Source organism: Pseudomonas lurida (genome assembly GCF_002563895.1).
GTDB lineage: Bacteria > Pseudomonadota > Gammaproteobacteria > Pseudomonadales > Pseudomonadaceae > Aquipseudomonas > Aquipseudomonas lurida.
This window is the reverse complement of record NZ_PDJB01000001.1, coordinates 279,780-293,231: the sequence shown is the minus strand read 5'-3', so window position 1 is coordinate 293,231 and position 13,452 is coordinate 279,780. Positions and strand designations below refer to the sequence as shown.

Below are 13,452 nucleotides of genomic sequence, written 5' to 3'. Positions count from 1 at the left end.
AATTCGAAAATGTTATTTATTTTCGAATTCTTAGATCATTTAGTCTCCTCACACGCCGACCCTCGGCCGCCTGATTGAGGAGCTTCCCCCTTGAAACTGCTAACCCCTCTGCGCCTCCTGGCCGCATTGTCCCTGGCCGGTGCCAGCCTGTTTGCCCAGGCGGCGGATGTGACCATCGCTTACCAGACCACCGTGGACCCGGCCAAAGTCGCCCAGGCCGACGGTGCCTACGAGAAAGCCACCCACGCCAAGATCGACTGGCGCAAATTCGACAATGGCGCCGACATCATCGCCGCCATCGCTTCCGGCGACGTGCAGATCGGCTACCTCGGTTCCAGCCCGCTGACCGCGGCGATCACCCGTAAAGTGCCGGTGGAAACCTTCCTCGTCGCCACCCAGATCGGCGGCGCCGAAGCGCTGGTGGCACGCGACGGCTCCGGGATCAACGGCCCTCAGGACCTGATCGGCAAAAAGATCGCCGTACCCTTCGTGTCCACCGGGCACTACAGCCTGCTGGCCGCGCTGAAGCACTGGAACATCGACCCGTCCAAAGTGACCATCCTCAACCTCGCGCCACCGGCAATCATCGCCGCCTGGAAACGCGGCGATATCGACGCGACCTACGTGTGGGACCCAGCCCTGGGCGTCGCCAAAGAGAACGGCAAGGTGCTGATCACCTCTGGTGAACTGGCCAAGTTCGGTGCGCCGACCTTTGATGCCTGGATCGTGCGCAAGGACTTCGCCGAGAAGCACCCGGAAATCGTCACCGCGTTCGCCAAAGTCACCCTGGATGCCTACGCCGCATACCGCAAAGACCCACAAGCCTGGCTCGCCGACACAGGCAACGTCGACAAACTGGTGAAACTGTCCGGCGCCAAGGCCAGTGATATCCCCTTGCTGCTGCAAGGCAACGTCTACCCGCTGGCGGCCGACCAGGTGACCCTGCTGGGCGCACCCACCACCAAGGCCGTGACCGATACCGCTGCGTTCCTGAAGGAACAAGGCAAGGTCGAAGCGGTGCTGCCGGACTACGCCCCTTACGTCAGCGCCAAATTCATCACCCACTGATTCGGGAGTTCATTGCGATGGCCTTGCTACAGCTGGAGCGCATCAGCGCACAGTACCCAGGCGCCACAGAACCGGTACTGTCAGACATTTCACTCGACCTGGGGCCCCAGCAATTGCTGGTGGCCCTCGGCCCGTCCGGCAGTGGCAAGACTTCGCTGTTGAACCTGATCGCCGGCTTTGTCGAACCGTCTGCCGGGCGCATCACCCTCGATGGCGTGCCGGTCAAAGGCCCCAGCGCCGAACGCGGTGTGGTGTTCCAGGACGACGCCCTGCTGCCCTGGCAAGATGTGCTGGCCAACGTCGGTTTCGGCCTGGAGCTGGCCGGCGTGCCCAAGGCGCAACGCGAAATCCGCGCCCAGGAAATGCTCGCGCTGGTCGACCTGGCCGGTTTCGACAGCCGCCGCATCTGGCAGCTTTCCGGCGGCCAGAAGCAACGTGTCGGCCTGGCCCGCGCACTGGCGGCCGACCCACGCGTGTTGCTGATGGACGAACCCTTCGGCGCGCTCGATGCCTTCACCCGCGAACAGATGCAGGAACTGCTGCTGCAAGTCTGGCGGCGCACGGCCAAGCCGGTGTTCCTGATTACCCACGACATCGAAGAGGCGGTATTTCTCGCCACCGACCTGATCCTGCTGGCGCCCAACCCCGGCCAGATCGTCGAGCGCCTGAGCCTGGATTTCGGCCAACGCTACGCCGCCGGTGAGTCGGCGCGGGCGATCAAGTCCGACCCGCGTTTTATCGAAACCCGCGAACACGTGCTGGGCAAGGTGTTCTCCCAACGGCAGGTGTCCGCATGAGCAGCTACGAACTCCCCGCTACCGCCACCCAAACGGTGACGCACACGGTTATCCCGGTACGTCGCAGCCTGAGCACGCGCTGGATCAGCCTGCTGACCCTGGTCGCCTTGCTGGTCATCTGGTGGGCCGTCACCGCCACCGGCCTCATAGAGCCGCTGTTCCTGCCGCCGCCGTCTGCCGTGCTGCAAAAAGGCTGGCTGCTGGCGACCACGGGCTACATGGACTCCACCCTCTGGCAGCATCTTGGCGCGAGCCTCAGCCGTATCGGCCTGGGCCTGGGCTTTGCCGTGCTGACCGCCGTGCCGGTGGGCATTGCCATCGGTGCCAATCGTATCGCACGGGGAGTACTCGACCCACTGATCGAGTTCTACCGGCCGATTCCGCCGTTGGCCTACCTGCCGTTGATCGTGATCTGGTGCGGCATTGGCGAGCTGTCCAAGGTGCTGCTGATTTACCTGGCGATCTTTGCGCCGATTGCCATCGCCACCGCCACGGGCGTGCGCACGGTCGACCCGGCCAAACTGCGCGCCGCGCAGTCGCTGGGCGCCACCCGCGCCCAACTGATTCGCCATGTAATCCTGCCGAGCGCCCTGCCCGACATCCTCACCGGCGTGCGCATCGGGCTGGGTGTGGGCTGGTCGACACTGGTCGCAGCAGAATTGATTGCGGCCACCAGCGGCCTGGGCTTCATGGTGCAATCGGCGGCGCAGTTCCTGGTCACCGATGTGGTCGTGCTGGGGATCCTGGTCATCGCCCTGATCGCCTTCGCCATGGAAATGGGCTTGCGTGCCCTGCAGCGTAAATTAGTGCCTTGGCATGGCCAGGCACATTGAGTGAGAACAGCATGAGCAGCCTGACCGTTACCCCATTAAGCAGCGCACTGGGCGCCCAGATCAGTGGCGTCGACATCACCCAGCCGCTGAACCCCGAACACCGCGACGCCATCGAACACGCGTTGCTCGCCCACTCGGTGTTGTTCTTCCGTGGCCAAGAAATCAACCCGCAACAACAGGCGCGGTTTGCGGCGAACTTCGGTGACCTGCACATCCACCCGATCTACCCCAACGTGCCGGAACAGCCCGAAGTGCTGATCCTCGACACCGCCGTCACCGACGTGCGCGACAACGCGGTGTGGCACACCGACGTGACCTTCCTGCCCACCCCGGCGCTCGGCGCGGTGCTCAGCGCCAAGCTGCTGCCGGCGTTTGGCGGCGACACGTTGTGGGCCAGTGGTATTGCAGCGTATGAGGCACTGTCCGAGCCGTTGAAGCGCTTGCTCGACGGGCTGACGGCTACCCATGACTTCACCAAGTCCTTTCCGCTGGAGCGCTTTGGCAACACCGCCGAAGACCTGGCGCGCTGGGAAGAAACCCGCAAGAAGAACCCACCGTTGTCGCACCCGGTGGTGCGTACGCATCCGGTGAGTGGGCGCAAGTCGCTGTTTGTGAGTGATGGGTTTACCACCCGGATCAATGAGCTTGAGCCGGCGGAGAGTGAAGCAATCTTGAAGCTCTTGTTTGCCCACGCGACACGTCCGGAATTCACCATCCGCTGGCGCTGGCAGGAAAATGACGTGGCGTTCTGGGACAACCGCGTGACCCAGCATTACGCGGTGGATGACTACCGGCCGCAGCGACGGGTGATGCATCGAGCGACGATCTTGGGCGACGTGCCGTTCTAAACCCTCGTGAAGTTCAAATGGGGGAGCGGGCAAGCCCGCTCCCCCAGGTTGATCGAGTGGTGTCGGGTTATTCAGCGGTCGAAGGCTTTTCCCACAGGTTGATGCCGCCTTCCTGCGCAAAGCGATCAATCTCCGCCAGTTCTTCGGCACTGAAGCTCAAGTTCTTCAACGCCCCTACGTTCTCGATGATCTGCTCCGGTCGGCTGGCACCGATCAGCGCACTGGTCACCCGAGGGTCACGCAGCGTCCAGGCCAATGCCAGTTGCGCCAGGCTCTGGCCACGACGCTGGGCGATTTCATTCAGCGCACGCACGTGGGCAATGTTGGCCTCGGACAGGTGCTTGGCCTGCAACGAACCGCCACCCGGCCGATTCACGCGTGCATCGGCCGGCACACCGTTGAGGTATTTGTCGGTCAGCAGCCCTTGGGCTAGCGGTGTGAAGGCAATCACCCCGGCACCGAGTTCTTCGGTGGTGTCCAACAGGTCTTTTTCCACCCAGCGGTTGAGCAGGTTATAGGCCGGCTGGTGGATCAGTAGCGGCACTTTCCACTCGTTGAGCAGGGCGGCGATGTCGCGGGTTTTTACGCCTGAGTAGGACGAGATACCGATGTACAACGCCTTGCCTTGTTGCACCGCAGTGGCCAGGGCGCTGGCGGTTTCTTCCAGTGGGGTATCGGCGTCGAAGCGGTGGGAGTAGAAGATATCCACGTAGTCGACACCCAGGCGCTGCAGGCTCTGGTCGAGGCTGGCCAGTACGTATTTGCGCGAACCGCCGCCCTGGCCGTAAGGGCCGGGCCACATGTCCCAGCCCGCCTTGCTGGAGATGATCAATTCGTCGCGGTAGTGCTTGAAGTCTTCGCGCAGCAGACGGCCGAAGTTGATCTCGGCACTGCCGTACGGCGGGCCGTAGTTGTTGGCCAGGTCGAAGTGGTTGATCCCCAAGTCGAACGCGGTGCGCAGGAGGGCGCGCTGGGTGTCGATCGGGGTGCTGTCGCCAAAGTTGTGCCACAGGCCCAGGGACAGTGCAGGCAGCACCAATCCACTGCGACCGACGCGGCGATACGGAATAGATTCATAGCGGTTTTCGGCAGCAATGTAAGTCATCGAATCCTCTCTTGGACGTAGGCAAATAAGGCCTGGGAATAACGATATTCCCAGGCCTTTTAACCAGCTGAATCGCTTAAGTCTGCCTGTCCGTTTTACAGCAATTTCCTACCAGAGTGGAACGACATAGCTGACATAAAAGCGGTTTTCATCTTGCACGGTGGCGCCGGTAATGTCCGGGCTGGCGTGGGCGTTTTTCCAGGTCACGCCGAGGCCTTTGAGGGTGCCGGTGGGCACTTGATAGGCGACGGCGACGTTACGTTCCCATTCGCTGGTAGTGCCCTGCGCCGTGCGAATGTCATCGCCATGGGCGTAGGCGGCGGAGAATGTCAGGCCGGTCAGGCCGAGCTTGCCCAAGTCATATTTGTACTGCGCCAGCCAGGTGCGCTCGCCGGCGTGCTGGAATTTGTTCAACTGCATGTTGGTCAGCGCCGGCGTATCGGCACCTGAGCCTGGTCCCTGGCGGTTGTCGCCGCTGTTCAGGCCGGAATCCAGATACGGGAAGTCGCTGTCACCGCTGTTTTTCTGGATACCCAAGCCAACGGTGTGGCCGTCCAGGCTGTAGCTCTCAAGCACGCTGGCGGTGGTCTGGTTGATGCGGCCCTTGCCCGCGCCGTCCCCGTAAAGGCCAGCCGCGGCGAAATCGTTGTCACCGTCGGCGTTGCCGCCCACACCCAGGCTGCGGAAAACGCGCACATCGGTGTCGATGGCGCCCACGGACAAGGCGTCATGCCGCTTGGCGCCGAGGAAGAACTGCTGGTAGTAATCCTCAAGGTTGGAATACCACAGGCTGACCGTGGTGTTCTGGATGCCGGTGTAGTCCGCACCGCCGAACAGGAAACGGTCGCTCTGCTGGGTGCCGCCGGCGGTGATCATGCCTTGGTCGCCGGTTTCATTGCGGATCTTGGTCTTGAAGATGTCGCCGCCGGTGAAGGTGAAGTCACTGAGGTCCTTGGACACCAGCTGCACACCCGTGTTGGTCTGCTGGTACAGGCGCCCGTCGGTATTGGCTAACACCGGGTTGTTGCCGTAGAGCGTACCAACGCGCAACTCATCCTTGGCAAACCGCATCTTGAACGTCGGGCTCAACACGCCGAACTGGTCGGCGGACTTGCCGTTGTCCAGCGGGAACATGCTGCCGGGGTAACGGCCTTGATGATCCTTGTCGTTGAGGTCGCCACCCGAGTCCAGCTTCAACCCATAGAACGCCTGCAGGTCCAGGCCCAAGCCCACGGGCCCCTCGGTGTAGCCGGACTTGAAGTTGAACTCGAAACCCTGGCCCCAATCACGAATGCTGTGGGCCTTGGCGTTGCTGTTCACCACATCACGCCCCTGCTGGTTGAGATAGCGATTGAGCAGGGTCACATCGGCGTGGCTGTCATCGGCAAAATCGGCATGGGCGGACAGCATAAAGCTCGCCACGGCAACACCCACCATGGGGCTTAATAACGTCTTCATGGGCACCTGTCTCCGTCACTGTTCTGAAATGAAAGCGTCAAACGCTTCACACAATTACGCAGTGGCCAGATGACAGTTGCGCGTCAAACAGCGACGTGGACGGATGAAATTAAATTTAAGAAACCCTTCTACTACGCGGCTTAGCGGGCATTTTCGAAGTTTTTGGCGAGCCCGTCGACAAACCGGCCTGCCTCGCTGATGGACAGCTCGATGGCCCGGTAACGCGCCTGGCGGGAGGGTCTGACCTGCAGGGACAATTGGCGCCCCGCAGGTCATACCCGAGCCTCAGCGCACCAAGTGCAGGAACTGCAGGTGCCGCTCGTACTGGTCGAGGATGTCGTTGATGATCTGCTCCTTGGTGTAGCCGACCAGATCGTAGTCCTGGCTACCCTCGCTCAGATGCACTTCCGCACGGTAGTAGCGACGGTTGTTGAGCTGCTTGGACCCCATGCCACCGCGTGCAAAGGACGGCGTGAAATAGCCGCGCATCTGCACCTGATAAACGAACGGATGCTCTTCGCCGTGGCCGATTTCCAGGCTGACGCTGTCATTGGACGGGTCGGGCTGGGTAACCACGCTGAGGCCTTTTTCGACAAACACCGCCGTCACCTCTTCAATCGCAGGGCGCACCGTGGTCTCAAGGAACCGGTACACCTCGTCCCGTGACGGGAAATGCACGGCCTGGCTCAAGCGCTGGCGCCAACCGCCCGTGCCCTTGCGTGAGCCCGACACCGGCGCCAACGAGTGCAGTTGGGCGATCTGCTTTTGCGACTCGAGGTAGAACGCCTTGTGCAGCCCCCACATCATCAGCAACAGGATCATCGAGAACGGCAACGAGGTGAGCACCACCGCTGACTTGAGCGAGTCGATACTGCCGGCGAACAACAGGGCGCTGGTGACCAACGCGGTCATCGCGCCCCAGAACACCCGCAGCCACTTCGGCCCGTCTTCATCGGCGTTGCCGCCCTTGGACGACAGGGTCGACAGCACCACGGTGCCGGAGTCGGCGGAAGTGACGAAGAACACGAAGCTGATAAACACCGTGACCGCGATGACGGTCTTGCTCCACGGGTAGGTTTCCAGCAGCAGGTAGAGGCTCATCGACGGGTCATCGATAGCCGACTGGCCTAACGCTGTCAGCCCGTGGTTGAGCACCTGGTCGATAGCGCTGTTGCCGAAGATCGACATCCACGCCAGGGTGAAACCCAGCGGGATCAGCAGCACGCCGAACACGAATTCGCGAATGGTGCGGCCACGGGAAATACGCGCGATGAACAGGCCCACGAACGGCGACCACGCGATCCACCAGGCCCAGTAGAACACCGTCCAGCCGCCCAGCCAGTCGCTGGGTTTGTCGTAGGCGTACACGTCGAAACTCTTGGTCGGCAAGGCGCCCAGGTAATCACCGATGTTCTGGATCAGCGTGTTGAGCAAGTGCTGGGTGGGCCCGGCGAACAGCACGAACAGCAGCAGCGCACAGGCCAGCAGCATGTTGATGTCGGACATCACCCGCACGCCCTTGTCGACGCCGGAGACGGCGACCAGGATCGCCGCGCCCATCATCAAGGTGATCAGGCCGACCTGAATCCACTGGGTGTGGGCAATACCAAACAGGTAATCGAGCCCGGAGTTGAGGTGCAACACACCAAAACCCATATCGGCGCCGAGGCCGAACACCGTGGCGATGATGCCAAAGCCATCCACCGCGTAGCCGATGGGGCCATTGATGCGCTTGCCGATCAGCGGGTACAGCGCCGAGCGCAACGCCAGCGGCAGGTTATGCCGGTAGGCGAAGTACGCCAGGGCCATGCCGACGAAGGCGAACACGCCCCAACCGTGCAGGCCCCAGTGCAGAAACAGAATCTGCATGGCCTGGCGCGCGGCATCGGCGTTCATCGGCGCGCCCTGGGGCGGTTGCACCAGGTGCGTCAGCGGCTCGGAAACGCAGAAGAAAAACAGCGTGATGCTGATCCCGGCGGCGAACAGCATGCCGGCCCAGGACAGGTAACTGAATTCGGGCTCGTCGTGGTCGGCACCGAGTTTTATCTTGCCGTAGCCCGATAGCGCGGTGACCACCACGAAGACCAGATACAGGGTCATCGCCAGCATGTAGTACCAGCCGACCGTATTGGCCGCCCAGTTTTGCGCTGCCAGCAGCCAGGCACCGGCCTGTTGCGGGATAGCGATGACAGTGATCCCGAACAGCAGGATAAAGGACGCGGCAAAATAGAAGACGGGCGCATTCATGCGCACCAGTCCGCTGGAGGGGGTGGACGATGCACTCATGGACGATGCACCCCGAAGGTGTCGGATGTGGCTGTAAATAACGGACTCAGCAAAGGTAAGCCTCCTGTTGTGAGCGGGCAGCGAACCACCGGTTTAACTTGAACGAACATTCAAGTTAAACATACGAAGGCGGTCTGGGACTAATCGCACGGCTGAGTGGTAGGTAATTCCTACACTAGCTCAAGGACTGGTATGACGGGCGCGAGAGACAAATCGTTCAGCCACTTGGCGTTGAAATACGGACAAAAAATGGCGGAGCTGGCTTGCCTGCGATCGCGCAGTATCCGTCAACACATCGGTTGCTGACAGACAGCTATCGCAGGCAAGCCAGCTCCCGCAGGTGATGGGTGTTAGCCAGGGATTACTTCTGCGCCCCGTCATCATGCTGCAGGTTCGCCTGGGTGATGTTCGCCCCCGCCGGCACGCTGCGGGTCAGCCACACGTTGCCGCCAATGGTCGAGCCCTTGCCGATGGTGATGCGCCCCAGGATGGTCGCGCCCGCGTAGATCACCACGTCGTCTTCGACAATCGGGTGGCGCGGGTGGCCCTTCTGCAACTGCCCGTCCTCATCTGCCGGGAAGCGCTTGGCGCCCAGGGTCACGGCCTGGTAGATGCGCACGCGCTCGCCAATGATCGCGGTTTCGCCAATCACCACGCCGGTCCCGTGGTCGATAAAGAAACTTGGGCCGATCTGCGCGCCGGGGTGAATATCGATGCCCGTCGCCGAGTGGGCGATCTCCGCGCTGATCCGCGCCAACAGCGGCAAACCGGCGCGGTACAGATGATGCGCCAGGCGGTGGTGGATCACCGCCAGGATGCCGGGATAGCACAGCAGCACTTCATCCACGCTGCGCGCCGCCGGGTCACCGTGGTAAGCAGCCAGCACGTCGGTGTCCAGCAGGCTGCGCAGGGAAGGCAGGGCCAGGGCGAAATCCTGGATCAGGCGGATGGCATGAGCGTCGACCGCGCTGTCATCCTGGCCACCTTGGCGCGCGGCGTAGCGCAGTTCCAGGCGGGCTTGGGCGAGCAGCGCATTGAGCGCCACATCCAGGGTGTGGCCGACGTAAAAATCTTCGCTTTCTTCACGCAGGTCCACCGGTCCCAGGCGCATAGGGAACAGCGCACCGCACAGCGCTTCAAGAATCTGCGCCACCGCCTCGCGGGACGGCAACTCACGGCCGCCATGTTCGCCACTCAAGCGGCCATTGCGCGCTCGCCACTGGTCCCGCGCACCGCGCAGTTGGCTGACGATGGTCTGTAATTGCCAATGACTGGAACGCTCACTCACAGTATTCACTCCTGACGTAATGGCGCTCACTTTACGGTATGCACCCTGGCCGCCCTTAAGAACCAATGGTGCACTACTAAGAACTCTGCGGAATAAGCGATTGACGGTTGCCCGATGAAAAGTGCCTGCCTATAGTCGCCCCACACTCCTCAACCGTGCGCAGCCATGATCAAACAACAGCTCGACCGTTTTAACCGCCTGGAACTGCTGGGCGGTGCCACTGCCCTGGAAAAACTCGAGCGGCTGTCGGCTTGGTTGGGCAGGGATATCTACGTCAAGCGCGACGACACCACTCCACTGGCCATGGGCGGCAACAAGCTGCGCAAACTCGAATACCTCGCCGCCGATGCCCTCGCGCAAGGCGCCGATACGTTGGTGACCGCCGGTGCCATCCAGTCCAACCACGTGCGCCAGACCGCTGCGCTGGCCGCGAAGCTCGGCCTGGGCTGCGTCGCCCTTCTGGAAAACCCCACCGGCACCGACGACCCCAACTACCTCGGGAACGGCAACCGCCTGCTGCTGGAGCTGTTCGACGCCAAGGTGGAATTGGTGGAGAACCTCGACAACGTCGACGACCAGCTCAACGCCCTCGCCGACCGCCTGCGCAGCAACGGCAAGCAGCCTTACCTGGTGCCTATTGGTGGCTCCAATGCCCTCGGGGCCCTGGGGTATGTGCGCGCCGGGCTGGAGCTGGCCGGACAGATCGAAGACAGCGGGATCGAATTCGCCGCCGTGGTCCTCGCGTCCGGCAGCGCGGGGACCCACAGTGGCCTCGCGCTGGCGTTGAGCGAAGCGCTGCCAAACCTGCCGGTGATTGGCGTCACCGTGTCCCGCACCGACGAAGCCCAGCGCCCGAAAGTGCAGGGCCTGGCCGAGCGCACCGCCGAGCTCTTAGGTGTGGACATTCCCGAGGCCTTCAAGGTGATCCTGTGGGATGAATACTTCGGCCCGCGCTATGGCGAACCGAACGCCGGCACGCTGTCTGCGGTCAAGTTACTGGCGAGCCAGGAAGGCCTGCTGCTGGACCCGGTCTACACGGGCAAGGCCATGGCTGGCTTGCTGGACGGCATCGGACGCCAGCGCTTTGAGGACGGCCCGATCATTTTCCTGCACACCGGCGGGGCACCGGCGTTGTTTGCTTACCATTCGGTTTTTAACTGAATAAACGCGGATTAAAAGTGTGGGAGCTGGCTTGCCTGCGATGGCGGTCTGTCAGCTACCGATGTGCTGACGGTTCCACCGCTATCGCAGGCAAGCCAGCTCTCACATTGAATTCGCCGCATATTCCACAATAGAATATCAATTTAGATTTATATTATTTTCAAGTCTTAAAAACACACTCTATAGTCGCGCCGTAGGCGAAGACGCGCTACGCGCTTTAAGGCAGGATACGACTACTGCGTCACCTGCTTCGCTCAACATAAAAAACACAGGGGCTCTTCATGACTATTTCCGTATTCCGTCGCACGTTGTTGGTTGGCACTTTGGGCCTGGCGCTCGGGGCTGGCCTGCTGGGCCAGGCAGTGGCTGGCGAACAGCTGGATAACATCAAGAAAGCGGGCGAGATCAAGATCGGCCTGGAAGGCACCTACCCACCGTTCAGCTTTGTCGATGAGAGCGGCAAGCTCACCGGTTTCGAAGTGGAGCTGTCCGAAGCGCTGGCCAAGGAGCTGGGCGTGAAGGTCAAGCTGCAGGCCACACCATGGGACGGCATCCTCGCGGCCCTGGAATCCAAGCGTCTGGACGCCGTGGTCAACCAAGTGACCATCTCCGACGCACGCAAGCAAAAGTATGACTTCTCCACGCCTTACACCATCTCTGGTATCCAGGCGCTGACCCTGGCGAAAAACGTCGACACCATCAAGACCGCCGACGACCTGGCGGGCAAGAAAGTCGGCGTGGGCCTGGGCACCAACTACGAACAATGGCTCAAGGAAAACCAACCAAAGGCCATCGTCAAAACCTACAACGATGACCCTACCAAGTTCCAGGACCTGCGCATCGGCCGTGTCGACGCCATCCTGATCGACCGCCTGGCCGCGCTGGAATACGCCAAGAAAGCCAAGGACACCGCTGCTGCAGGTGCGGCCTTCTCCCGCCAGGAAGCCGGTATTGCCCTGCGCAAGGGCGAGCCTGAACTGCTGGCCGCCGTGAACAAGGCCCTCGACAAGCTGCGCGCCGATGGCACCTTGAAGAAGCTGTCCGAGAAGTACTTCAACGCTGACGTCACTCAATAATGGAAGCAGGTTTCCAACTCGCGCTGGACTCTGCGCCCTTTCTGCTCAAGGGCGCGTACTACACGGTGATCCTCAGCCTCGGCGGGATGTTTTTCGGTTTGCTGCTGGGCTTCGGCCTGGCCTTGATGCGCCTGTCGCGCTTCAAGCTGGTGAGCTGGCTCGCCCGAGTCTACGTGTCGTTCTTTCGCGGCACGCCCTTGCTGGTACAGCTGTTTCTGATCTACTACGGCTTGCCGCAAGTGGGCATCGAGCTGGATCCGATCCCGGCGGCCATGATCGGCTTTTCGCTGAACATGGCCGCCTACGCCTGTGAAATCCTGCGCGCCGCCATCGGCTCCATCGAGCGTGGCCAGTGGGAAGCCGCCGCCAGTATCGGCATGACCCGCGCGCAAACCCTGCGCCGGGCCATCCTGCCGCAGGCGATGCGCACGGCCCTGCCACCGCTGGGCAACAGCTTTATTTCGCTGGTCAAGGACACGGCGCTGGCCGCCACCATCCAGGTGCCCGAGCTGTTCCGCCAGGCACAACTGGTGTCTGCACGGACCTTCGAAATCTTCACCATGTATCTGTCCGCAGCCCTGATCTACTGGATCCTGGCGAGCATCCTGGCGCATTTGCAGAATCGTCTGGAAGACCGGGTCAACCGGCATGACCTGGAGTCCTGAAGCATGATCGTGGTTGAAAAACTGACCAAACAATTCAAGGGCCAGGTGGTGCTCAACGGCATCGACCTTGAGGTCAAGGAAGGCGAAGTCATCGCCATCATCGGCCCCAGTGGTTCCGGCAAGACCACCTTCCTGCGCTGCCTGAACTTCCTCGAACAACCCACCAGTGGCCGCATCAAGGTGGGTGACATCGAGATCGACACCAGCAAGCCGATCAACCAGCAACAAAGCCTGGTGCGGCGCCTGCGCCAGCACGTGGGTTTTGTGTTCCAGAGCTTCAACCTGTTCCCCCACCGCACCGCGTTGGAAAACGTCATCGAAGGCCCCATCGTGGTCAAGAAGATACCGCGCGAAGCCGCCGTGGCGCTGGGGCGCAAGCTGCTGGCCAGGGTCGGCCTGGCGGGCAAGGAAGACGCCTACCCACGGCGCCTGTCCGGTGGCCAACAGCAGCGCGTGGCGATTGCCAGGGCGTTGGCCATGGAGCCGGAAGTGATCCTGTTCGACGAACCCACCTCGGCCCTCGACCCCGAACTGGTGGGTGAAGTGCTGGCGACCATTCGCAGCCTCGCCGAAGAAAACCGCACCATGGTCATTGTCACTCACGAGATGAGCTTCGCCCGCGATGTCGCCAACCGGGTGATCTTCTTCGACAAGGGTGTGATCGTGGAACAAGGCGAAGCCAAGGCGCTGTTCGCCAACCCCAAGGAAGAGCGCACCAAGCAGTTCCTGAGTAAATTCCTGGCTCACTGAGGCTTTTTTGGGCGCTGGCTTGGCCGCGATGCAGGCACCCCTGAGTGTCCGTCTCACCGCATCGAGGCTATCGCAGGCAAGCCAGCGCTCCCACGAGGGCGTTCCTACAATGCATGC

Annotated in this window: 12 protein-coding genes; 8 read left to right on the top strand and 4 right to left on the bottom strand. The window is 61.8% G+C overall.

Annotated elements, in window-relative coordinates; all coding sequences use genetic code 11:
- Positions 1-90: 90 nt before the first annotated feature.
- The 4 genes from tauA to tauD are packed head-to-tail and all read left to right on the top strand — an operon-like array spanning position 91 to position 3,546.
- Complete coding sequence (gene tauA, locus ATH90_RS01350) at positions 91-1,068, top strand: taurine ABC transporter substrate-binding protein (RefSeq protein WP_034108624.1); 978 nt, start codon at positions 91-93, stop codon at positions 1,066-1,068.
- Positions 1,069-1,085: 17 nt separating this feature from the next.
- The gene (gene tauB / locus ATH90_RS01345) at positions 1,086-1,865 is read left to right on the top strand and encodes a taurine ABC transporter ATP-binding subunit (RefSeq protein WP_069021152.1); all 780 of its coding nucleotides are present in this window, start codon (positions 1,086-1,088) and stop codon (positions 1,863-1,865) included.
- Positions 1,862-2,698 (top strand): taurine ABC transporter permease TauC, encoded by an 837-nt coding sequence (gene tauC, locus ATH90_RS01340; protein ID WP_098465569.1) that lies wholly within the window; start codon positions 1,862-1,864, stop codon positions 2,696-2,698. Before tauB ends, tauC begins: the two co-directional genes overlap by 4 nt.
- Before the next feature lie 11 nt (positions 2,699-2,709).
- Positions 2,710-3,546 (top strand): taurine dioxygenase, encoded by an 837-nt coding sequence (gene tauD, locus ATH90_RS01335; protein ID WP_034108618.1) that lies wholly within the window; start codon positions 2,710-2,712, stop codon positions 3,544-3,546.
- Positions 3,547-3,613: 67 nt separating this feature from the next.
- On the opposite strand, the gene mgrA is transcribed toward tauD, so the two are convergent.
- From mgrA to epsC, 4 genes are all read right to left on the bottom strand, one after another.
- Complete coding sequence (mgrA, locus tag ATH90_RS01330; RefSeq protein WP_098465568.1) at positions 3,614-4,651, bottom strand: L-glyceraldehyde 3-phosphate reductase; 1,038 nt, start codon at positions 4,649-4,651, stop codon at positions 3,614-3,616.
- A gap of 108 nt (positions 4,652-4,759) precedes the next feature.
- Positions 4,760-6,088, bottom strand: coding sequence for an OprD family outer membrane porin (locus ATH90_RS01325; protein WP_081327062.1), 1,329 nt, complete (start codon positions 6,086-6,088; stop codon positions 4,760-4,762).
- Positions 6,089-6,394: 306 nt separating this feature from the next.
- Positions 6,395-8,356, bottom strand: coding sequence for a choline transporter BetT (gene betT, locus ATH90_RS01320; protein WP_174555869.1), 1,962 nt, complete (start codon positions 8,354-8,356; stop codon positions 6,395-6,397).
- 400 nt (positions 8,357-8,756) lie between these two features.
- Complete coding sequence (gene epsC, locus ATH90_RS01315) at positions 8,757-9,683, bottom strand: serine O-acetyltransferase EpsC (RefSeq protein ID WP_034108611.1); 927 nt, start codon at positions 9,681-9,683, stop codon at positions 8,757-8,759.
- 165 nt (positions 9,684-9,848) lie between these two features.
- Between epsC and ATH90_RS01310 the strand changes: the two genes are divergently transcribed.
- The 4 genes from ATH90_RS01310 (at position 9,849) to tcyN (ending at position 13,335) form a co-directional block, all read left to right on the top strand.
- The gene (locus tag ATH90_RS01310; RefSeq protein ID WP_034108609.1) at positions 9,849-10,844 is read left to right on the top strand and encodes a D-cysteine desulfhydrase; all 996 of its coding nucleotides are present in this window, start codon (positions 9,849-9,851) and stop codon (positions 10,842-10,844) included.
- Between the two features lie 281 nt (positions 10,845-11,125).
- On the top strand, positions 11,126-11,920 hold the full coding sequence (gene tcyJ / locus ATH90_RS01305; RefSeq protein ID WP_034108607.1) for a cystine ABC transporter substrate-binding protein: 795 nt from the start codon (positions 11,126-11,128) through the stop codon (positions 11,918-11,920).
- Entirely contained in the window at positions 11,920-12,585 is a 666-nt protein-coding gene (tcyL, locus tag ATH90_RS01300) for a cystine ABC transporter permease (RefSeq protein WP_010214112.1), read from the top strand. Before tcyJ ends, tcyL begins: the two co-directional genes overlap by 1 nt.
- Before the next feature lie 3 nt (positions 12,586-12,588).
- The gene (gene tcyN / locus ATH90_RS01295; RefSeq protein WP_034108606.1) at positions 12,589-13,335 is read left to right on the top strand and encodes an L-cystine ABC transporter ATP-binding protein TcyN; all 747 of its coding nucleotides are present in this window, start codon (positions 12,589-12,591) and stop codon (positions 13,333-13,335) included.
- Positions 13,336-13,452: the final 117 nt, after the last annotated feature.

Coding starts and splice junctions, on each gene's coding strand:
- tcyL (WP_010214112.1), top strand. CDS start 11,920: ATGGAAGCAGGTTTCCAACTCGCGCTGGACTCTGCGCCCTTTCTGCTC.
- tauC (WP_098465569.1), top strand. CDS start 1,862: ATGAGCAGCTACGAACTCCCCGCTACCGCCACCCAAACGGTGACGCAC.
- tcyJ (WP_034108607.1), top strand. CDS start 11,126: ATGACTATTTCCGTATTCCGTCGCACGTTGTTGGTTGGCACTTTGGGC.
- tauB (WP_069021152.1), top strand. CDS start 1,086: ATGGCCTTGCTACAGCTGGAGCGCATCAGCGCACAGTACCCAGGCGCC.
- ATH90_RS01310 (WP_034108609.1), top strand. CDS start 9,849: ATGATCAAACAACAGCTCGACCGTTTTAACCGCCTGGAACTGCTGGGC.
- betT (WP_174555869.1), bottom strand. CDS start 8,356: ATGAATGCGCCCGTCTTCTATTTTGCCGCGTCCTTTATCCTGCTGTTC.
- ATH90_RS01325 (WP_081327062.1), bottom strand. CDS start 6,088: ATGGTGGGTGTTGCCGTGGCGAGCTTTATGCTGTCCGCCCATGCCGAT.
- mgrA (WP_098465568.1), bottom strand. CDS start 4,651: ATGACTTACATTGCTGCCGAAAACCGCTATGAATCTATTCCGTATCGC.
- tcyN (WP_034108606.1), top strand. CDS start 12,589: ATGATCGTGGTTGAAAAACTGACCAAACAATTCAAGGGCCAGGTGGTG.
- tauD (WP_034108618.1), top strand. CDS start 2,710: ATGAGCAGCCTGACCGTTACCCCATTAAGCAGCGCACTGGGCGCCCAG.